General features: G+C 61.1%; 16 protein-coding genes. 8 read left to right on the top strand and 8 right to left on the bottom strand.

All coding sequences use genetic code 11. The features are described from left to right. Positions 1–115 precede the first annotated feature (115 nt). Entirely contained in the window at positions 116–2,128 is a 2,013-nt protein-coding gene (locus tag O4H62_RS18580) for a sensor histidine kinase (RefSeq protein ID WP_331284473.1), read from the bottom strand. After that, entirely contained in the window at positions 2,125–3,516 is a 1,392-nt protein-coding gene (locus tag O4H62_RS18575) for a sigma-54-dependent transcriptional regulator (RefSeq protein WP_269390105.1), read from the bottom strand. Before O4H62_RS18575 ends, O4H62_RS18580 begins: the two co-directional genes overlap by 4 nt. A gap of 68 nt (positions 3,517–3,584) precedes the next feature. Between O4H62_RS18575 and O4H62_RS18570 the strand changes: the two genes are divergently transcribed. Then, entirely contained in the window at positions 3,585–3,848 is a 264-nt protein-coding gene (locus O4H62_RS18570; protein ID WP_269390104.1) for a hypothetical protein, read from the top strand. Positions 3,849–3,953: 105 nt separating this feature from the next. Here the strand turns inward: O4H62_RS18570 and O4H62_RS18565 are convergent, their stop codons facing one another. The 3 genes from O4H62_RS18565 to xylF all read right to left on the bottom strand — a co-directional run bounded on the left by O4H62_RS18565 (position 3,954) and on the right by xylF (position 7,146). Next, positions 3,954–4,730 carry an ATP-binding cassette domain-containing protein gene (locus tag O4H62_RS18565; protein WP_269390103.1) on the bottom strand — a complete coding sequence of 259 codons (777 nt, stop codon included), beginning with the start codon at positions 4,728–4,730 and terminating at the stop codon, positions 3,954–3,956. Next, positions 4,727–6,028, bottom strand: a complete 1,302-nt coding sequence (locus O4H62_RS18560; protein ID WP_269390102.1) for a sugar ABC transporter permease — start codon at positions 6,026–6,028, stop codon at positions 4,727–4,729. Before O4H62_RS18560 ends, O4H62_RS18565 begins: the two co-directional genes overlap by 4 nt. An 86-nt stretch (positions 6,029–6,114) precedes the next feature. Continuing rightward, entirely contained in the window at positions 6,115–7,146 is a 1,032-nt protein-coding gene (gene xylF, locus O4H62_RS18555; protein ID WP_269390101.1) for a D-xylose ABC transporter substrate-binding protein, read from the bottom strand. A 353-nt stretch (positions 7,147–7,499) separates the two neighbouring features. Between xylF and O4H62_RS18550 the strand changes: the two genes are divergently transcribed. From O4H62_RS18550 to O4H62_RS18540, 3 genes are read left to right on the top strand one after another with little or no spacing between them, the layout of a single operon-like run. Beyond that, positions 7,500–8,732, top strand: coding sequence for an ROK family protein (locus O4H62_RS18550; RefSeq protein ID WP_269390100.1), 1,233 nt, complete (start codon positions 7,500–7,502; stop codon positions 8,730–8,732). After that, positions 8,729–10,171 carry a di-heme oxidoredictase family protein gene (locus tag O4H62_RS18545; protein ID WP_269390099.1) on the top strand — a complete coding sequence of 481 codons (1,443 nt, stop codon included), beginning with the start codon at positions 8,729–8,731 and terminating at the stop codon, positions 10,169–10,171. Before O4H62_RS18550 ends, O4H62_RS18545 begins: the two co-directional genes overlap by 4 nt. Then, complete coding sequence (locus O4H62_RS18540) at positions 10,168–11,817, top strand: CRTAC1 family protein (RefSeq protein ID WP_269390097.1); 1,650 nt, start codon at positions 10,168–10,170, stop codon at positions 11,815–11,817. The genes O4H62_RS18545 and O4H62_RS18540 overlap by 4 nt, the downstream gene beginning before the upstream one ends. 37 nt (positions 11,818–11,854) lie before the next feature. On the opposite strand, the gene O4H62_RS18535 is transcribed toward O4H62_RS18540, so the two are convergent. Beyond that, positions 11,855–12,589, bottom strand: coding sequence for a helix-turn-helix transcriptional regulator (locus O4H62_RS18535; protein WP_269390096.1), 735 nt, complete (start codon positions 12,587–12,589; stop codon positions 11,855–11,857). Between the two features lie 316 nt (positions 12,590–12,905). Between O4H62_RS18535 and O4H62_RS18530 the strand changes: the two genes are divergently transcribed. Then, complete coding sequence (locus O4H62_RS18530; protein ID WP_269390095.1) at positions 12,906–14,534, top strand: fatty-acid--CoA ligase; 1,629 nt, start codon at positions 12,906–12,908, stop codon at positions 14,532–14,534. Positions 14,535–14,607: 73 nt separating this feature from the next. Here the strand turns inward: O4H62_RS18530 and O4H62_RS18525 are convergent, their stop codons facing one another. Both O4H62_RS18525 and O4H62_RS18520 read right to left on the bottom strand, forming a co-directional pair. Further along, entirely contained in the window at positions 14,608–15,693 is a 1,086-nt protein-coding gene (locus O4H62_RS18525) for an ABC transporter ATP-binding protein (RefSeq protein WP_269390094.1), read from the bottom strand. A 49-nt stretch (positions 15,694–15,742) separates the two neighbouring features. Further along, the gene (locus tag O4H62_RS18520) at positions 15,743–16,576 is read right to left on the bottom strand and encodes an IclR family transcriptional regulator (RefSeq protein ID WP_269390093.1); all 834 of its coding nucleotides are present in this window, start codon (positions 16,574–16,576) and stop codon (positions 15,743–15,745) included. Between the two features lie 323 nt (positions 16,577–16,899). Here O4H62_RS18520 and O4H62_RS18515 point away from each other — a divergent pair, with 323 nt between their 5' ends. The 3 genes from O4H62_RS18515 to O4H62_RS18505 all read left to right on the top strand — a co-directional run bounded on the left by O4H62_RS18515 (position 16,900) and on the right by O4H62_RS18505 (position 20,035). Continuing rightward, positions 16,900–18,141, top strand: a complete 1,242-nt coding sequence (locus O4H62_RS18515) for an ABC transporter substrate-binding protein (RefSeq protein WP_269390092.1) — start codon at positions 16,900–16,902, stop codon at positions 18,139–18,141. A 113-nt stretch (positions 18,142–18,254) separates the two neighbouring features. Further along, positions 18,255–19,187: a carbohydrate ABC transporter permease gene (locus O4H62_RS18510; RefSeq protein WP_269390091.1), complete on the top strand. Its 933-nt coding sequence runs from the start codon at positions 18,255–18,257 to the stop codon at positions 19,185–19,187. Further along, on the top strand, positions 19,187–20,035 hold the full coding sequence (locus O4H62_RS18505) for a carbohydrate ABC transporter permease (protein ID WP_269390089.1): 849 nt from the start codon (positions 19,187–19,189) through the stop codon (positions 20,033–20,035). Before O4H62_RS18510 ends, O4H62_RS18505 begins: the two co-directional genes overlap by 1 nt. Positions 20,036–20,051 lie beyond the last annotated feature (16 nt).

Genomic DNA, 20,051 nt, shown 5'->3' with positions numbered 1-20,051 from the left:
CCAGATGGGATTGCGTCTGTTTGTCTGTTTTGTCTGGCTTTTTCGTTCCCGGAGACTTCGTCCAGAACATTCTGTCCGGTCAAAATGTCGCAGCCGGGTCAAATTGTCTCTGATGTCACACGGTGGGCAGCCTGATCAGAAACCGGGTCCCATGGCCGGGTTCGCTTTCAACCGAAATGGTTCCGCCCTGCCGCATCACCAGCATTTGCGTGATGGACAGGCCAAGGCCGGTGCCCTTGCCTTTTTTCGTGGTGTAGAACGGGTCGAATATCCGCTGAAGTTCCGTCGCCTGAATGCCGCCCCCGGTGTCTGAGACGGTGATTTCGACGCCGTCGCGTCCCGCAAGCCTGCAATCCTCTATGAGCACGGTCAGCTGGCCGCCCTCTGGCATGGCGTGAATGGCGTTGACCATCAGGTTGATCAGCACCTGCTGCAATTCCGTCCTGCTGATTGCGACCTGAAAAGAGGCGCGATCCTCGAAGTGGAAGCTGATCTCGTTCTTGTTGAGCAGGTGCCGGATCAGCGGCATGCAGCTCTTGACGGCTTCTCCGGGCAGGCTCGACGCCTCGGAGCCGGAATATTCGTCCGGGCGGGCGAACTGGAGCAAGCGGGTCACGATCTGGCTGACCCGATCGGTCTGCTCGTCGATCAGCCGCAACTCGGTTTCAGCGTCTTTCGCCCGGTCGCCGATGATGGCCCGCAGCACTTCGAGATTACCCTGGATGACCGCGATGGGATTGTTGATCTCATGGGCGACGCTTGCCGTGATCTCGCCGATTGCCGCGAGCTTCTCCGACATGACCAGTTGCCGCGTCATCTCTTCGAGCTGCTTGTTGGTGGCCTTCAGTTCCGAGGTCCGCGCCTCGACCCGGTCGTTGAGTTCCTCATTGAAAGCGCGAAGCTCGGCGTCGCGCTGCTCGATCCGGTCCAGCAGACCATCAAGATGCGTTGCCACGCGGCCGATCTCGTCGTTAGCCGGCCGTGTTCCTGTTCGGGCGCCCATGTCGCCGTTCTCGACCGCGCCTATGGTCTCGACGATTTTCTCAAGCGGCCTGAAAATGCTGCCCGCCCATCTGAGGAACAGAGGGATACTGAATACGGTGACGGCAAGAAAGGCGGCGCAAACGGCAACGAGCGTCGCCAGCTTGGACTGGCGAAACGGTGATTCCAGGAAACCGACATAGAGCATGCCGACCCGCTCTCCATGGCTGTCGACGATCGGCTCGTAGGCGGAGATGTACCAGTCGTTGACGACAAAGGCCCGGTCCAGCCAGGTTCGCCCCTCTCCCAGAACAGTCGCGCGCACCACATCGGAAACCCGAGTGCCGAGCGCACGGCTGCCTTCGAAGAGCCGTACATTGGTGCTCACCCGCACGTCATCGAGGAAAAGCGTCGCCGTTCCGCGGCTGCCTTCGGGCAGGCTTGCCTCCTGATAAACCAGGTCATTGATGGTATCGATGAAATCGAGGTTGCGGTTGAGCAGCACGCCGCCAACCAGTACGCCCCGGCTGCCCCCCGGCAATGTGACGGGACTGGCGGAATGCACCACCATTCCACTGGTGCTTTCAGAAGTCGCCTTCGGCGCCGCATTGGGAGTGGGAATCAGGGAGAAGGCCGCGCGCTCTGCCAGCGCCGGATCGATTGCCGCCAGTTGACCGGAGGTGAGCACGTCGATCGCTGTCCCCGGCGTGCCGTTGCGGGCGGAGGCGAACACCGGTTCTGCAACATCAGTGAGCCGCGGACCGCGTCCTTCCGCTGCCGCGAGAAGACGGCCATCGCTGTCTGCCAGATAGAGGAAGTCCAGACTGCGCTTCATCGCAGCGTCTGACAGCAATCCGGCAACGGCTTCCGGATCGGCGGATTCCAGGCTTTCGGCAAACGGAATGGAGTCCCCGAGCGCCGTGATGTGGTCGCCGGTGTTGACGAGCAGCTGGGTCAGGTACTGATGAGCGATGGTGAGATCGCCATTGACCTTGGAAATCAGCGCCGCATCGAACTTCGAGTTCCAGCGCCACATGGTCGCGCCCAGCAGCAGCGGAAGAATGACAAGCATCGGCAGCAGGGCGATGGCCAGCAGGCGATGCCTGATCGACCATGCTGCGGGCGCGGCTTGCCGGTCCTCGATCACTTGCTTTTCCAGGCTGCCAATTTTCGTTCGATCGTCTTGCGCGAGATCCCGAGCGTGCGCGCCGCTTCCGCCTGGTTGCCGCCTGAAGCCTCGAGCACCGCAAGGATGTGCCTCCGCTCGACCTCCGCAAGGGTACCGCCTGCGCTCTCGGCCAAGCCAGACCCGGGCCCAATCGAGTCCGGGAACCCGCCGAGTATGAGTGAACGCTCGACCAGATTGCGCAGTTCACGGACATTGCCCGGCCAGGAATAGTCACGCATCGCCTGGATGGCCGCCTCTCCCGGCTCGACCTTTGGCAGGCCAAGCTGCTGAGACAGTCTCTCGACGAAAAGCCTTGCCAGATCGATCACATCATCATCACGTTCGGCCAGGCGAGGCATATCGATGCGCATGACATTGATGCGGTAGAACAGGTCGGATCGGAAACTGCCGTCAGCAACCTTTTCCTCGAGATCGGCGTTGGTTGCGAAGACGAACCGCAGATCGACCGAAGCTTCCCGTTCCGAGCCGACCGGTCGCACCTTGCGCTCCTCGATGGCGCGCAGCATCTTGGCCTGTACCGGCAATGGCATGTCGCCGATTTCGTCCAGGAACAGCGTTCCGCCATGGGCATGCAGGAAAAGACCCTCGCGCGATGAATTGGCCCCGGTGAAAGCACCGCGGACATGGCCGAAGAGTTCGGCTTCGATCATGTCTGCCGGTATGGCGGCGCAATTGACCGGCACGAACGGCTTGCCGGCCCGGTCGGACAATTCATGGATCGAGCGCGCGGCCACTTCTTTTCCTGTGCCCGATTCCCCGCAGATGAGCACTGATGACGGGACTGCAGAGACCCGTGAGATTGCTTCCCTTACTCTCTGGATCAGCGGTGACCCGCCAATCAGACGGTCGCGAAGCAGGAGGTGGTCTGACGCAACAGTAAGCTCGTAGCGCAGGACGTGGTTCTCACGCTGCAGCCGCCGGCGTTCGAGGCAACGGGAGATCGCGTTGAGGATCTGGTTTGATCGAAAGGGCTTGAGCACAAAATCGATGGCGCCGGCGCGCAGCGCCTGAATGGCGGTTTCCAGATCGGCGAATGCGGTCATCAGGATCGCGTCGGAGAAAAATCCGACGTCGCGCTGCTCGGCCAGCCAGTCGACACCGTTGCGGCCCGGCATGACATTGTCGAGAATGACGATGTCATACTGGTGGGCATCGAGCTTGGCCTCGGCTTCGCGCACATCGCCCGCTTCATCGATTTTCTGGCAGCGCGGGCCGATGGTGCGCAGAAGGAAATTCCGCATTCCCGGTTCGTCATCGACCACAAGTATGGACGCACGCGCCAGCAGCGGACCGAAGTCGCTGACTTCCTCGGTATCGTCGATTGCTTTCTGTTTGCCGATTGCCATGCCTGTCTCCACCCTCATGCAACGATTAACAGGCGCACCCGCCAATGCAACCACCGTGCTGGTCGTGAATGGCCAAGCGCCACTTTGCAGCAGGTGAAAAACAAAACGCCTGCCAGGCAAAACCTGACAGGCGTTTGTACTTCGTCGTGACGTTCGGACCGGTGCTTGGGAGGAGGATCCCGGCCTTTATCGCCCCGACTACTGCCATGCCGAATTGGGAGGAGGAGGAGTTCGGCGTGGCGTTGATTGATATATGGAACAGTTTATGCTGCATTGCAATAGGAAAATTCGAAAAAATTTATCATCTGATAAACTTGCCGAACCCTTTGTAATGTTTCGTGTTTTTTTCGCGCACGCTCTCAGCGGAAACCAAACCCTTCGAAACGATGTGGCAACGCAACAAAAAACCGGGGCGCAAGGCCCCGGTTCTCGTTGTGTCAGGCGGTCTGCAGGGCCCCTGGTCCCGGTATCGCATTGGGCGGACATTTGCCGGCGATGATCATGCCCAGCATGTCATCCTCGCTGACCTCGTCGACCTTGACAGTGCCCACGAGCTGGCCGTTCTTCATCACATTCGCCCGGTCGCACAGCATCTTGACCTGGTGAATGTCGTGGTCGATCAGGAAAATGCCGATGCCCTCCGACTTCAACTGTTCGATCAGCTCGGCAACCATCCGCGTTTCCTGAACACCCAGAGCCGCAGTCGGTTCGTCCATGATCAGGATCTTGGCGTTGAAGTAGACCGCGCGGGCGATAGCCACCGATTGCCTTTGTCCGCCCGACAGCCCTGCCACCGGCGTGTGGAAGCGCCGGAAGTTAGGATTGAGACGGGCAAGGATCTTGCGGGTTTCGGCTTCCATCTGGGCGTCGTCGACAAAACCGGTCGGGCCCATCAACTCGCGTCCGAGGAACAGGTTGGAGGCCGCATCCAGATTGTCGGCAAGGGCGAGATACTGGTAGATGGTCTCGATCTTGTAATTGCGCGCGTCGCGCGGATTGTTGATCGTTGCCTTCTCGCCATTGATATAGATCTCGCCGCCATCGCGCTGCAGCGCGCCCGAGAGCATCTTCATCAGCACCGATTTGCCGGCACCGTTGTGGCCGAGAACGCCAACCACTTCACCCGGATACAGATCGATGGTGACGTGATCGACAGCCTTGATGCCGCCGAAGGACTTCACCATGTCACGCATTTCAACTAGCGGTGCGGTCATGTCTTGTCTCCCGTCCGTCGGCGGTAGAGGATATCGATGAAGACGGCGAGAACAAGCACGGAGCCGACCACCATGTTCTGGTAGGGTGCGTCGACGCCGACCATAGCCATGCCGGACTGCAGGCTCTGCATGATCAACGCGCCGAGAACCGCTCCGTAGATTGTGCCCATGCCGCCGGCAAGCGCCGTGCCGCCGATCACCGCCGCTGCAATCACCCGCAATTCGTCCAGCGTTCCGATATCGTTGGAGTGAAAGGTCTGGCGGGATGAGGCGACAATGGCTGCGACGGCGCAGAGCATGCCCATGATGGCGAAGACCTTGACCGTCAGCAAACGGGTGTTGATGCCCGCCAGCGCCGCGGCTTCCGGATTGCCGCCGGTGGCAAAGATATAGCGTCCGAGCCGGGTGCGCCGCGCAACAATGGTCATGGCAATGACGATCAGGATCAGCAGCAGCACCGAAATCGGGATGCCATACCCCTCAATGAGGCCTTCCGGCAGCACCTCCCCGCGCGCCTCGTAGATGCGCTGCAATCGCGCCGTGGGGATTTCATAGGCATTGAGGATCGCAACAAAACCGACAATGGTTGCCGCGATGATCGCGCCGATGAGAGCTTCGGCCCAAACCGGCTTCACCGGGAACTCGTGTGCCAGCTTCGTGCGGCGCGACTGGATCAGGGCGTATAACGAGCCCGCTATGGCAAGGGCTGCAAAGATCCAGCTCCAGGTCTCGCCGAGCGTGCCGTTGATGCCTCCGAACAGCTGAAAATTTTCGTCGAGCGGCCCGATGGTCTGCCCCTTGGTCAGGTGCCAGGCAACGTTGCGCCAGATCAGAAAGCCGCCAAGTGTGACAATGAAGGCCGGTATGGCCAGGTAGCCGATCAGCCAGCCCTGAAAGGCGCCGATGAGCAAGCCAGTCAGGATGCCGACAACAACTGCAATGGGCATGGTGGCGGGGTTGTTGAGCCCGAAGCCTAGCCAGTCGGGAACGAACCATGTCTGGGTCATCGCCATCATCGCCGAACAGGTCGCCAGCAGCGAGCCGACCGACAAATCGATATTGCGCGTGACAATGACGAACACCATGCCCGTCGCCATGATGGCGACCGAGGCGGTCTGGATCGTCAGATTGAAGAGATTTCGCGGCGTCATGAAACGCCCGTCTGTGAGGAAATTGAAGACAAGGCAGATCACCACGAAAGCGCCGATCATTCCGAGCAGACGTGTATCAATTTCCAGGGCAGAGAAAAAAGTTCGCGGCTTAGGCGGCGAGCTCGCAGCAGTTGGCGTATCGGTCATGGCCGTCTTCCGAATAGATGCAAATATGCGCCCCCACCCCGAAGGGTGGAGACACTTTTTGCATGTTTTGTAACAAAGGTGACGTCTTAGTTACAGGGGGCCGGACCGCCGGAAACGCCCTGGCACAGGTCTTCCTTGCTGATCCAGCCGGCGTCGACGACCGTGGCCAGATTGTCCTTGGTGATCGGAACAGGCGCCAGGAACATCGCGGTCATTGTGGTACCGGCGGGCGAAGTCCACTCTACCGAACCTTCAATGCCGGACATCGCGGTGCCGCCGGCCAGCTGGGCGGCGATTTCGCCGGCAGCCTTGCCCAGCGCACGGGCGTCCTTCCAGACGCTGACGGTCTGCGTACCCTTGGCAACGCGGTTCAGCGCGGCATGATCGCCGTCCTGACCGGAGACCGGAATACCTTCCATGCCCTGTGCGGTCAGCGCCGCGACGACGCCACCGGCAGTGCCGTCATTGGAGGCGACGACGGCATCAACCTTGTTGTCCTCAGCCGTCAGGATCTGCTCCATGTTGCGCTGAGCGTTGGCCGGCAGCCAGCCGTCGGTGTAGGCCTCGCCGACGATCTTGATGTCGCCCGAATCAATGGCAGCCTGCAGAACTTCCTGCTGACCGCCGCGAAGGAAGTCGGCGTTCGGATCGGTCGGCGACCCCTTGATCATGACGTAGTTGCCCTTCGGTGCGGCGGCGAATACCGCACGAGCCTGCATCCGGCCGACTTCGACGTTGTCGAAGGTCAGGTAGAAGGCGCGGCTGTCCTCGATCAGGCGGTCATAGGCAATAACCGGAATGCTTTCGTCAGCAGCGGCCTGAACGGCGGGAATGATTGCCTGCGTGTCCTGGGCCAGAACGATGAGCGCGTTGACGCCCTGAGCCATGAGGCTTTCGATATCGGAAAGCTGCTTGGCGGCAGACGACTGTGCATCGGTCGAAACATAGGTATCACCCGCCGCTTCGATGGCTGCCTTCATTGCGGCCTCGTCGGTCTTCCAACGCTCTTCCTGGAAGTTTGACCAGGATACGCCGATCTTCATGTCCTTGGCGAAAGCCGCGGTCGACATGGTGAGCGCAATGGCCGATCCGGCCAGAAGATGGATAATCGATTTCATGTAGTCCTCCCAAGGAATGTATCAGCCGGACGGAGCTTTCTGTCCGGTCACTGTTCAACTGCACGACCCGCAGCCCAATGGCGAGCTTTTTCTCGACAGTCGAGAAAATTAATGTCAGGCTTCCGTCAGGCTGTCAACTCGCGCCGGCCATCGGGCGGGGGCGGCGTTTTCGCGGTTTTTCGCCAGCAGGGGAAAACCCGCGTTGTCATGAAGACAGACGAACCGGCGGGCGATAAATTGGGGTCTTGTCCGGCACGGGGAGAGAGGCATGAAAGGAACAGGCTGTCAGAGCCTGGCCATCATGCGGTGAGGAACGAGAGTGGAATTGCAGCGATGAACTGGCGGCGGCGAAAATGCTGACGAAGTCCAGTACAGAACTCATTCGCCAGCAGAACAGAGCACTTGTGCTGGTGGCGCTGCGACGACGGAATGGCCAGTCGCATACCGATCTCGGACTCGAGACCGGGCTTGCTTCGGCGACTGTGACGGCGATCACGCAGGAACTGGAGAACGAGAATATCATCGAACGGACAGTTGCGCCGCCAGCCGGCGGACGGGGGCGGCCGCGAATCCTGTTCAAGCAGCGCCGGTCGGCCGCCTATGCGGCCTTTGTCCGGATATCGTCCGATGTGCTGCAATATTCCATGGTCGACTATTCGGGGACCCTGATCTACCGGATCGAGGAGAAGCGCGACAATGCCGGGCAGAAAGTCGAGGCATTCGCCGCCGATATCCGCGCCGCGCTCGGCCGGCTGGCCGAGAAGTCGCGCGTCTCGCCAAGAGACCTGAAGGCAATATCAATCTCATCAAAGGGCTTGGTCGCAGACGACAACACCACATTGCTCTGGTCGTCGGTGCTGGGCAGCCAGCAGATCAACATGCGCAAAACGCTGGCGCCGGACTGGCAGGCCAAGATCACCCTGAACCACGAGAGCCTGCTGGTGGCCAGCGCCCTGCACACGTCGCTGAGCCGCAAGGAGGGAAAGTCGATCCCGCGCCTTGCAGCCCTGTCGCTCGGCCATTCGATCGGGCTCGGGGTCGTGCATGCCGACAGCTATGAATCCCCGCGCGCCCGCGCGCCCGGATTTGGCCACATGATCCACAGCCATGGCGGCGCGCTTTGCCGGTGCGGCTCCTATGGCTGCATCGAGGCCTATGCCGGGTCCTACGCCATCCTGCGATCTGCGTTCAAAGTCCCGCCCAGCACACTTCCCGCCAACTTCGTACCGTTCATCGAAATCGAGAAGATTGCGGTTCAGGCACGGCAGGGCGATCGGCTGGCGAAGTCCGCGTTCCGTGAGGCGGGCACCGCCATCGGCAACGGCCTGGCGCGGTTGATCAGCCTGCACGGCAAGATGCCGGTCGTGTTCACGGGACCGGGCGTGCGCTTTTTCGACCTGATGCGGCCGGGTATCGATGAAGGCCTTTCGGCTTCACTCGGCGTGCAGATCGAGGGGCCGCCGGAGATGTCGACCTCGCTCGATGAGGAACGCCTCGTCTTCGAAGGCCATCTCAACCACACGATGTCGGCGATAGACCGCGATGTCATTGCGCCCAAGATCCTTGGGCAGGGAGGAACGCCATGATGACTTCATCACACAAGGGGCGACGGAGGCGCCGCTTCGGATCGATTGCGGCGCTGGTGATGTGCGGGTTGGCGTCGCCTGCCCTAGCCGATGAGCCGTGGGCTGAACGCACCCAGGCGCTGGGTGCGATCGCGGAGATGCCTGCAGGTGTCCTGTCAAAGGACGACCTCGAGACACTGATTACGAACGGTGAGGCATTGTTTGGCGCGCATTTCACCACACTGGATGGTGTCGGCCGGCCGCGGGCAACGCAGGCCATCGACCCGACGCGGCGCAAGCATCCGCGCGAGCAGGTGTTCTTCAGGACCGCCGGCCCGGATGCCGGATCTTGCGCTGCCTGCCACAACCAGCCAGCCATCGGCGGCGCCGGCGACTTTGTCGCCAACGTGTTTGCCTCCGAGGGGTTCGAAAGTGCCGACTTCGATTCGCTCGACCCACAGTTTTCCAGTGAGCGCGGCACCAACCATCTCTTCGGCGCCGGTCTGGTCGAACTGCTGGCGCGGGAAATGAGCCTTGAGCTGCAATCGGTCCGCAGCAAGGCACTTTCACAGGCGCGGGCGGCAGGATCGGCGGTGCGGCTGCCGCTTGAAGCCAAGGGGGTGGATTTCGGATACATAACCGCCGAACCTGATGGCTCGGTCAACCTGGATGAACTCGATGGCGTCGATACGGACCTTGTGATCCGGCCGTTCAGCCAGAAAGGCGTGATGACCTCGCTCAGGCAGTTCACGGTCAACGCGCTCAACCAGCACCATGGCATGCAGGCCGACGAACGCTTCGGCGCACGCTGGACCGGAACGGACGACTTTGATGGCGATGGCAAGTCCGGGGAGATCTCCGCGGCCGACATTTCCGCCATGGTGGCATGGCAGGCAACGCTGCCGGCTCCGGTCCAGATGATCCCCGAAGCCTCAGGTTGGGCCGAAGCTGCAGATCGCGGCGAAGCAAGCTTCACCGACTTCGGCTGTACGGTTTGCCACCGCCCTGCCCTGCCGCTTGAAAGCCTCTCGTTTGCCGACCCCGGCCCGTTCGATCTGGCAGGCACGCTCAACGAGCGGCAGGTCTCCTCAAAGGCAGTCTACGACATCGCGCTGCTGGACTGGGCCGGCTCCCTGCCCCGCGACGAGAAGGGACGGGTTCTGGTGCCGCTTTACGGTGACCTCAAGCGACACGCCATGACCGACAACCAGATCGATGCCCTTGGCAACGAACTGCTGTCGCAACGGTTTGTCGACCGCAATATCTTTCAGACCGCAGAGCTCTGGGGCGTGGGCTCGACCCAGCCCTTTGGCCATCGCAACGATTTCAGCACCCTCGACGAGATCATTCTTGCGCATGGCGGCAATGGCCGGGAGGCACGCGATGCCTATGCGGCAGCATCGGACGCGGAGAAATCCGCCCTGATCGCGTTCCTCAAGACCCTGGTGATCGTCCCATGATGAAATTGCTTTCACTCCTTGCGTTTGGCGCGCTCTGGTTGGTCACGTCAGGCCATGGCGTTAACGCAGAGACCGGCTTTTCCGCAGATGTCCCGATCCTGCACGAGGAGGCGACAACTGCAGGCATCGATCAAAGCTACACCGGCGGGTGGGAATTTTTTGTCGGCGGCGGCGCCGCGAGTTTTGATTGCAACGGCGACCGCCTTCCGGACTTGCTGATTGCCGGCGGATCAGGTCCGGCCAAGTTCTTTGTCAATGAGAGCCAGACCGGCGGCGCGCTGGACTTCAGGCCTCTCGATACCGGACTGAAGCCCGAGGATCTCACCGGCGTGCTGGGCGCCTATCCGCTCGATATCGACAACGACCGGCACATGGACCTCGTGCTGTTGCGGCTCGGCCGCAACCTCGTGCTCAAAGGCGGACCCGATTGCCAATTCGAAAAAGCCAACCGCAGCTTCTCGATCGATGGCGGGCGCGCCTGGTCGACCGCCATGTCGGCGATATGGGAAAAAGGCAACAGATTCCCGACCATCGCGATCGGCAATTATGTCGACCGCTCGGCGCCGGGGACGCCGTTTGGAACCTGCGAGCCCAATCAGTTGCTTCGCCCCCGGGCTGGCGATGCGCCGGACTACTCGGACCCCCTCACCCTCGAACCCGGCTACTGCGCCCTGTCGCTGTTGTTCACCGACTGGAACCGCACCGGCCAGCCGGATCTCAGGATTACCAACGACCGGCAGTATTACCGCGGAGGTGAGGAGCAATTGTGGGAGATGTCGGAGGGACGCGCCCCGCGGCTCTACACCGCATCGCAGGGATGGCAGCGGCTGACCGTCTGGGGAATGGGAATCGCCGAAACCGATTTCGACGCCGACGGCCTGCCCGAATACGCGCTGACCTCGATGGGCGACACGAAGCTGCAGAAGCTCGACGAAGAGGCCGGCGAAGACAGGCCGACCTACCGCGACATCGCCTTCGAAAAGGGCGCCACCGCGCACCGGCCCTATTCAGGCGGAGATCCGAAACCCTCGACCGGCTGGCACAGCGCGTTTGCCGATTTCAACAATGACACCATGACCGACCTCTTCATCGCCAAGGGGAATGTGCAGGCGATGCCGGATTTTGCCAGCTACGATCCGGACAATCTGCTGCTTGGCGGTTTCGACGACACCTTCCATGAAAAGGGCGCAGAGGCCGGGATCGCGTTGAACACGCGTGGCCGCGGCGCAGTCGTCGAGGACTTCAACATGGACGGCATGCTCGACCTGCTTGTGGTCAATCGCGAGCATCCGGCAAGCCTGTTCCGGAACCTCGGCGCCGCAACGGACTGGGGGCACAGACCGCTGGGCAACTGGGTGAAGATCGAACTCGACAACGGCAAGATCAATCCTGCCGCGGTGGGATCGCTGATCTCTGTTCGCACCGGGACGCGCACCCAGACCCGCCGTATCCAGATTGGTGGCGGACATGCCTCCGGGCGGACCGGCTTCGTCCATGTCGGACTCGGGGTATCGGAGCGCGCGACCATCCGGGTTCAATGGCCGGACGGCGAGTGGAGCCATCCCTACCGGGTCTTCGCCAACCAGCATGTCAGGATAATCCGGGGAGAGGCCAACGCGCGCTACTGGTATCCGGCGGCGCAATAGAGCGCAGTCCAGTCACCATGACGCCTCCGGCGGCGGATCAGTCGATGAAACCGAACCGCAAGCCATGGGCGACCGCCTGCGTCCGGTTGACCGCATCAAACTTGCGGGCAGCGTTGTTCAGATAGTGATTGACCGTATGTTCGGACAAGCCGAGGATCTGGGCAATTTCGACCGAGGTCTTGCCCACCGAGGTCCAGATCAGGCACTCACGTTCACGCTCGGTCAACGGCGAATCGGGCTTTGCCGGCTTGGCCGACACGTGATGCAGCTTCTCATGCACCAGATGCCCGTAGAGCGCCAACTCGGCGGTCTCCGCGATGCTCATGGGCGCGCGCTTGCCAACGAAGAGCACGGCAGCCGGCCCGTGATCCGGATGATAGACCGGGACAATGAACGCGCAATCCAGATTGTAGGCGCTTGAGATCCCCTCGGCGAACGACCTGAAATCGGCTGGCGCAGTCGATGCGGGATCGTCAAGCCGGAATTCGAATGGCGCACTGGTCTGGCGGAGTATGTCCGCCAACGGGTTGCTTGAAACGGGTTCCCTGGCTTCATGGGCCTGAACCAGTTCGGAGGGCGCGGAGGTAATGACGATCGCCTGCGAGAAGGACTTGGCCTCCGTCGTCGGCCCTTTGACAACAAAGAAAAACTGGTAGCCAAATGCTGTGCAGATCTCCCGCAGCAGCCTGAGAACATCAAACTGTGTCTTGCAGTCCTGCAGTTGCGGGGCAACGCTGAAAACTTCCGTCTTCTTCTGACCCTGCGCGGTCATATGCGTTCCATTTGCGCAACGCGGAATTCCGCTAGAAACGGAAAGACAACTTTTCCGTATCGATATGCTGTGACGATATCGCTCAGCTTCAAATCCCCGTTCCAATCCCCAGTCCGGCCCAAACAACCCCGCATCGAACCAGAATGCGGTCATGCAGTCCGGCTTCAACACCAAAATCTGAGCTTTGGTATATTTAAGATTATACTAAATTCATACGGATGCAAAACCTCAATTCGGCGACAATTTGATGTTGTCTCCACTCCCTCCGAAGCGTTACTGTCGGCGCAGGAAGAGGAAAAAATCCAAAGGGGATCATATGCTTGGAATGATGCAGGAATGGCCGCTTCTCTGTCACAAGGTCATCGACCATGCGGCGATTTATCACGGCCAGAGAGAAGTTGTTTCGCGTTCCGTCGAAGGACCGTTCCACCGGACCCACTACGCGGAGATTCGCGCCCGGTCTCTCAAGCTGGCGCAACGCCTCGAGCGTGACGGCTGCGGTATCGGAGACCGGATCGCGACCATGGCCTGGAACACCTGGCGACATCTGGAAACCTGGTACGGGATCCTCGGGATCGGGGCGATTTATCACACGCTCAATCCGCGGCTGTTTCCCGACCAGATCGCCTGGATCATGAACGATGCCGAAGACAAGATGCTGTTCGTCGACCTGACATTCGTCAAGCTGGTCGAGATGATCGCGCCCAAGGTTCCGAGCCTCGAGCGAGTGGTGATCCTGACCGACGACGCGCACATGCCGGAAACCTCGCTGAAAAACGCGGTGTCCTACGAAAGCTATCTCGCCGAAGCCGACGGAGATTTCGCCTGGAAAGAGTTCGACGAGCGGACGGCAGCAGGGATGTGCTATACTTCAGGCACCACCGGCGACCCGAAAGGCGTGGTCTATTCGCATCGTTCCAATGTGCTTCACGCGATGGCGGCACTGCAGCCGGACATGCTCAACCTCGCCTCACGCGACCGGTTGATGCCGGTTGTCCCGCTGTTTCACGCCAATGGCTGGTCGACGGCTTTTTCCGGCCCGATGTCCGGCTGCTCCATGATCATGCCCGGCGCAGGCATGGACGGGGCATCGATCTATGAAATCCTGACGCAGGAGAAGGTGACGATCACGGCTGCGGTGCCAACCGTCTGGCTGATGCTTCTCCAGCACATGGAAAAACATGGCGGCAACCTGCCGGACCTTTCGCGCGTGGTGATCGGCGGATCGGCCTGCCCGCGCGCCATCACCAAGGCGTTCCAGGATGATTACGGCGTCGAGGTCATCCATGCCTGGGGCATGACCGAAATGAGCCCGCTGGGGACATTGTGTTCCATCAAGCCGGAATACAGCCACCTTACCGGGGAAGAGAAACTCGATCTGCAGGCCAAGCAGGGTCATCCTCCGTTCACGGTCGAAATGAAGATCACCGATGACGAGAACAAGGAACTTCCGTGGGACGGCAAGACCTTCGGCCGGCTCAAGGTTCGCGGCCCGGCGGTCTCGTCCTCGTACTACAAGGGCCGCGGCGCCGAGCAGTTCGATGCCGAGGGCTGGTTCGACACCGGCGACGTCGCCCATGTCGACCCGTACGGCTACATGCAGATCACCGACCGCGCCAAGGACGTCATCAAGTCCGGCGGGGAATGGATTTCCTCGATCGACATCGAGAACCTGGCTGTCGGGCATCCCGATGTGGCGGAAGCCGCGGTGATCGGCGTCGTTCACCCGAAATGGGACGAGCGGCCGCTGCTGGTCGTTGTGCTCAAGGAGGGACGCTCCCCGAGCAAGCAGTCCATTCTCGATTTCCTCGAAGGCAAGATCGCCAAATGGTGGATGCCGGACGATGTGATGTTCGTTGACGAGATCCCGCACACGGCAACCGGCAAGATCCAGAAAACGGCTTTGCGCGAAACCCTCAAGGATTATCGCCTGCCAACCGCCTGAGCCGGCAGCGACGCCTGAAAAAAGGCCCGGACGCCTATGGCGTCCGGGCCTTTGTCTTGTGCGAGGGAAAATGTCAGCGCAGGCGCGCGCCACTCTGCGCGTCGAAGAGAAAGGCCCGTTCCGGGTTGAAGCCGGTCCTGAGCGTGTCGCCTTCGCGCACTTCACGGTTTTCGCGAATCTCAATGGTCAGCGGCAATTCCAGGTGGGATCGGGAATAGGCGAAGGACGAGCCGCCGAGATGCTCGATGACATCGATCGGCATCGACATCTGAACGCTGCCGGCAGCATCAAAATGCTCCGGACGGATCCCGAGTTGCAGCTGTGTGCCCGGCTTCGGATGGTCGCCTCTTATCGTCATCGGCACCTCGATGCCATCAAGGTCATCGAGCCGGACCTTCAGCGTTTCGCCATTGGAAGCGACGGCCGACGCGGGAAGGAAATTCATCCGCGGAGAGCCGATGAAGCCGGCGACGAAGGCGTTGTCCGGATCATCGTAAAGCGCCAGCGGCGAGCCGACCTGCTCGATGACACCGGCGCGCAGCACGACGATCTTGTCGGCCAGCGTCATGGCCTCGACCTGGTCGTGGGTCACGTAGATCATGGTGGCGCCGAGTTCCTTGTGCAGCTTGGCGATTTCGAGCCGCATCTGCACACGGAGCTCGGCGTCAAGATTGGACAGAGGCTCGTCGAACAGGAAGACGTCGGGTTGCCGGACGATGGCACGACCGATGGCGACGCGCTGCCGTTGGCCGCCGGAGAGGGCTTTCGGCTTGCGCTGCAGCAGCGGTTCGAGATGCAGGATGGAGGCCGCGCGGCTGACCCGCTCGCTGATTTCGCCGGCGGGATGGCCGGTCATCTTCAGGCCGAAGCCCATGTTTTCCTCAACCGTCATGTGCGGGTAGAGCGCATAGGACTGGAACACCATGGCGACCCCGCGATCGGCCGGCTCGACATGGGTGACATCCTTGCCGCCGATTGACAAGGTGCCGCCGGTTGTGGCTTCCAACCCGGCGACCAGCCTGAGCAAGGTGGACTTGCCACAGCCGGAGGGGCCGACAAACACGGTGAATTCACCATCTTCGATGGTCAGATCGACACCGTGGATGACGTCAACAGTGCCAAAAGACTTCTTCACTTGATGCAGTTCAAGGCCTGCCATGACATTCCCTCTCACACTCCCGGCGTCCGTGCGGGCGCCGCTCCCAAAATCAGGTGCGCGGACCCAGCCGCGCGCCCATATCTTCCATGATCGCGCCGGCCGCGTTGCGGACCAGCACCGCCCAGCTTTCCAGCAATTCCGGAGAGATCCGGTACGCTGGTCCGGTCACGGAAAGCCCGCCGACGAAACTTCGGTCTGCCGAATGGAGCGGCGCGGCGACGCAGCGGATGCCGGGCTCATGCTCCTCCCGGTCATAGGCATTGCCGCTGGCGCGTATCTCCTCGATCTCGCGCAACAGCGCTTCGGGCGTCACCAGCGTGCTGTCGGTGAAGCGGCGAAACCTGATGCTGGCAACAACAGCCTGGAGCTCGGCGTCGGGCAACGCTGAAAGACCGGCCTTGCCGACGCCGGTGCAATAGACCGGCGAGGCGTTGCCGATCTGCGAATACATGCGCACCGCCTGGCGGCTTTCGACCTTGTCGAGATAGATCACCTCGTTGCCGCGCAGCACGCCGAGATGCACCGTTTCGCCGGTGAGATCGTGCAACCTTCGCAAATGCGGCTCGGCAATGACGCGGAACTGGTTGCCGGCCCAGGCCTTGGCGGCAAACTTGAGGAGCCGGATTCCGACCGAATAGGAATGATCGCGGCCGAGCGACAGCAGACCCTCCTCGACCAGATTGGAAAGCTGGCGATGCAGCGTTCCGCGCGGCTGATCGGAGCGGGCGAGGATATCGGTAAAGCGCATCGGCTGGTCAGCAGACGCGACGATATCGAGTACCGCTATGGCCTTGCCGAGCGTGCCGGTATCGGCACGGCCTCGGACCGCCTCGCGGCCGATCCCGCTGCGCGCCTCATCCTCATGGTCTGCCGGATTGTCCATTACTCCTCCCCTCGCTGCTTTAACGCCCGCTGCCAATGCGTCCGGAAAACCGTCTTTGCTTCAAACGGTTGGCTCTCCCGCTCGCCACTCGTCCGCATTTTGCTGACAAAGCCCGCGGCTGATGCGGTGCTTTTCCAGCTTGACAAGCTCTACACCATAGATCGATAATTCTAAATAGTCAAATTGAATTCCATATAGTGGAACTTCAATTGATGCTGCCGGGGCGGTCTTGGAGGATTGCCCGCCCAGCAGGTGGACCGCCCGCCATATGGCCGGCACGCCAACGGGACGGCAGGGACGTCAACAACCGGGAGGACTACGCAATGAAGCTTTCACGCAAATCCGTGCTCCTCGGCACGGCTGCATTTGCCCTGATGGCAACGCAGGCCATGGCCGAGCAACGCACGCTGAAATATTACGCCGATTTCGATCCGGCGCCGCTGGCTGCCTTCGAAGCCGCGATCGCGGAGTTCGAAGCCGCCAATCCCGACATCGACGTGGTGCTGCAGAATTTCGACCACGAAGGATACAAGACCGCGATCCGCAACTTCCTGTCGGCGGATTCCCCGGATCTGGCCAACTGGTACGCCGGCAACCGCATGGCGCCCTTCGTCAACTCCGGTCAGTTCATGGACGTCTCCGATGTCTGGACCGATAACAATCTCGGAGAAACGCTGGCCTCGGCCAAGGGCTCGATGACCATCGACGGCAAGCAGTGGGGCGTACCCTACACCTATTACCAGTGGGGCATCTACTACAACAAGGACGCCTACAAGCAGGCCGGCGTTGAAGTGCCGACCACCTGGGCGCAGTTCATCGACAATTGCGCCAAGTTCAAGGCAGCCGGCATCGACTGTGTGACCACCGGCACCAAGGCGCTGTGGCCCGGAGCCGGCATCTTCGACTACATGAACCTGCGCACCAACGGCTACGACTTCCACATGGATCTGACCGCCGGCAAGGTGGCCTGGACCGACGACAAGGTGAAGAACACCTTCGCCGAGTGGGCCAAGCTGGTGGAACCCGGCTACGTGACGGCCAACCATGCGGCGCTCGACTGGCAGGATGCCGCATCGCTGCTGATCCAGGGCAAGGCCGCCAACTACGTCATGGGCAACTTCGCCGTGGCCGTGTTCAAGGACGGCGGCATGACCAACGACACGCTGGGCTTCATGCAGTTCCCCGAAATCACGCCGGGCCTTGCACGCGGGGAAGAGGCGCCGACCGACACGATCCACATTCCGTCGGGCGCCAAGAATGTCGATGACGCCAAGAAGTTCCTGGCTTTCATCGCCACTGCCGACGTCCAGACCAAGCTGAACGAAGCGCTGGGCCAGCTGCCGATCAACAACCAGTCCAAGGTCGGCGACGATCCGTTCCTGCAGGCCGGTTTCAAGATGCTCTCGACGGCTGACGGCGGCATCGCCCAGTTCTTCGACCGCGATGCACCGGCTGAAATGGCCAAGGTCGGCATGGAAGGCTTCCAGGAATTCATGGTCAAGCCGGAGAATGTCGACAAGATCCTGGAGCGGCTCGAGAAAGCCCGCCAGCGCATCTACAAGTAAGCGTGATGGCCGGGCGGCTTTATCGGCTGCCCGGCCATTTCACGACGACCTGACAACCGGGCGCGAGCAGACCGATGTCTCCGCCTGCCGCTGGCGCACTCGGGAGGGCAGCCATGACGGGTTCAGCGACCACAGCCATCGCCGGAACACGAACGCAAAGGCCGGGGATCTGGAAACGGAACCAGCGCGCATTGGCGCCCTGGCTTTTTCTGGCGCCGGGCATCGCGATGTTCGCGCTCTACGTCATCTACCCGATCGTCGCCTCGATGTGGCTGAGCTTTTACGACTGGGACGGGCTCGGCGCCAAGACATGGCTCGGGCTCGAAAACTATGTCGAGCTGTTTGACGATGACGCCTTCTACACCTCGCTTTACAACAACATCATCTGGCTGGTGCTCTACATGCTGGCCGTTCCGGCGGGGCTGTTCGTGGCGCTGTTTCTCAACCAGACGGTCACCGGCATCCGCATCTACAAATCGCTGTTCTTCTTCCCTTTCGTCATCAGCCAGGTCGTGGTCGGGCTGATCTTCTCCTGGTTCTATGCGCCAAATTTCGGCCTGTTCTACAATCTGATCGAGTGGCTGACCGGCACCGGCGTCGCCGTTCTGGCCGATGACCGCTACGTGACCTACGGCATCATCGCCGCCGGTCTCTGGCCGCAGATCGCCTATTGCATGATCCTGTACCTGACCGGTCTCAACAATGTCGCGCCCGACCAGATCGAAGCGGCGCGGCTAGATGGCGCCAAGGGCTGGAAGATGCTCTGGCACATCATCCTGCCGCAGCTCAGGCCCGCGACCTTTATCGCCGTCGTGGTCACCGTGATCGGCGCGCTGAGGTCGTTCGACCTGGTCTCGATCATGACGGATGGCGGTCCCTACGGTTCGAGCCGGGTGCTGTCGTTCTACATGTTCGAGCAGGCGCTGTCGGAATACGGTTTCCGCATGGGCTATGGCGCAGCGATCGCCGTCATCCTGTTCGCCATCATGATGGTCTTCATCTCCGGGTTCATCTGGAAGATGGTCCGCGACGAAAGGGGCCTGTGATGGTCCCAAAACCCATCGAACACGCCGCGCCGTCGACCCAGGTCCTCTACAAGGTGGCCTTGCCGGTCGCCCTGATCCTGTGGCTCTTGCCTCTGCTCGGGGTGGCGATGACGTCTCTGAAGCCGTCGAGCGACCTTGCCGCCGGCAACTATTTCGGGCTGCCGAGCTATATCGCGTTTTCGAATTATGCCGACGTGTTCACCAATTCGCCGATTGCCAAATACATCCTCAACTCGTTCAAGGTTACGATTCCGACCGTCATTGGAGCGGTGGCGATTTCCTGCCTGTCGGGTTTCGCGCTGGCGGTCTACCGGTTCCGGATGAACCTGTTGATCTTCTTCCTGTTCGTGGCCGGCAATTTCGTGCCGTTCCAGATCCTGATGGTGCCGGTGCGCGATCTCACCGTCTCGACCGGGCTCTACAACACGATCACCGGACTCGCGCTGTTCCATATCGCCTTCCAGTCCGGTTTCTGCACGCTGTTCATGCGCAACTTCATCAAGGGGCTGCCGTTCGAGCTGATCGAGTCGGCGCGCGTCGAGGGCGTCTCCGAGTTCCGCATCTTCTGGTACATCGTTCTGCCCCTGATGCGTCCGGCGATCGCGGCACTTTCGGTGCTGGTCTTCACCTTCATCTGGAACGATTACTTCTGGGCCACCGTGCTGACCACCAGCGCCGAAACCCAGCCGGTCACCGCCGGCCTCTATTCGCTCAACGGACAATGGATCGCGCAGTGGCAACTGGTCTCGGCCGGATCGATCATCGCGGCGATGCCGCCGGTGCTGATGTTCTTCCTGATGCAGAAACACTTCATCGCCGGCCTGACCCTCGGCGCGACAAAGGGATAAGATGACACGCCCCGAC

It is taken from the genome of Parahoeflea alexandrii (assembly GCF_027214025.1).
Lineage (GTDB): Bacteria > Pseudomonadota > Alphaproteobacteria > Rhizobiales > Rhizobiaceae > Hoeflea > Hoeflea alexandrii_A.
The sequence above is the reverse complement of the archived record's forward strand: the minus strand, read 5'-3'. Positions and strand labels throughout refer to the sequence as shown.

Excerpts from the sequence above, each read along its gene's own strand:
- O4H62_RS18575 (WP_269390105.1), bottom strand. The coding sequence starts at position 3,516 with ATGGCAATCGGCAAACAGAAAGCAATCGACGATACCGAGGAAGTCAGC.
- O4H62_RS18570 (WP_269390104.1), top strand. The coding sequence starts at position 3,585 with ATGGCCAAGCGCCACTTTGCAGCAGGTGAAAAACAAAACGCCTGCCAG.
- O4H62_RS18565 (WP_269390103.1), bottom strand. The coding sequence starts at position 4,730 with ATGACCGCACCGCTAGTTGAAATGCGTGACATGGTGAAGTCCTTCGGC.
- O4H62_RS18560 (WP_269390102.1), bottom strand. The coding sequence starts at position 6,028 with ATGACCGATACGCCAACTGCTGCGAGCTCGCCGCCTAAGCCGCGAACT.
- xylF (WP_269390101.1), bottom strand. The coding sequence starts at position 7,146 with ATGAAATCGATTATCCATCTTCTGGCCGGATCGGCCATTGCGCTCACC.
- O4H62_RS18550 (WP_269390100.1), top strand. The coding sequence starts at position 7,500 with ATGCTGACGAAGTCCAGTACAGAACTCATTCGCCAGCAGAACAGAGCA.
- O4H62_RS18545 (WP_269390099.1), top strand. The coding sequence starts at position 8,729 with ATGATGACTTCATCACACAAGGGGCGACGGAGGCGCCGCTTCGGATCG.
- O4H62_RS18540 (WP_269390097.1), top strand. The coding sequence starts at position 10,168 with ATGATGAAATTGCTTTCACTCCTTGCGTTTGGCGCGCTCTGGTTGGTC.
- O4H62_RS18535 (WP_269390096.1), bottom strand. The coding sequence starts at position 12,589 with ATGACCGCGCAGGGTCAGAAGAAGACGGAAGTTTTCAGCGTTGCCCCG.
- O4H62_RS18530 (WP_269390095.1), top strand. The coding sequence starts at position 12,906 with ATGCTTGGAATGATGCAGGAATGGCCGCTTCTCTGTCACAAGGTCATC.
- O4H62_RS18525 (WP_269390094.1), bottom strand. The coding sequence starts at position 15,693 with ATGGCAGGCCTTGAACTGCATCAAGTGAAGAAGTCTTTTGGCACTGTT.
- O4H62_RS18520 (WP_269390093.1), bottom strand. The coding sequence starts at position 16,576 with ATGGACAATCCGGCAGACCATGAGGATGAGGCGCGCAGCGGGATCGGC.
- O4H62_RS18515 (WP_269390092.1), top strand. The coding sequence starts at position 16,900 with ATGAAGCTTTCACGCAAATCCGTGCTCCTCGGCACGGCTGCATTTGCC.
- O4H62_RS18510 (WP_269390091.1), top strand. The coding sequence starts at position 18,255 with ATGACGGGTTCAGCGACCACAGCCATCGCCGGAACACGAACGCAAAGG.
- O4H62_RS18505 (WP_269390089.1), top strand. The coding sequence starts at position 19,187 with ATGGTCCCAAAACCCATCGAACACGCCGCGCCGTCGACCCAGGTCCTC.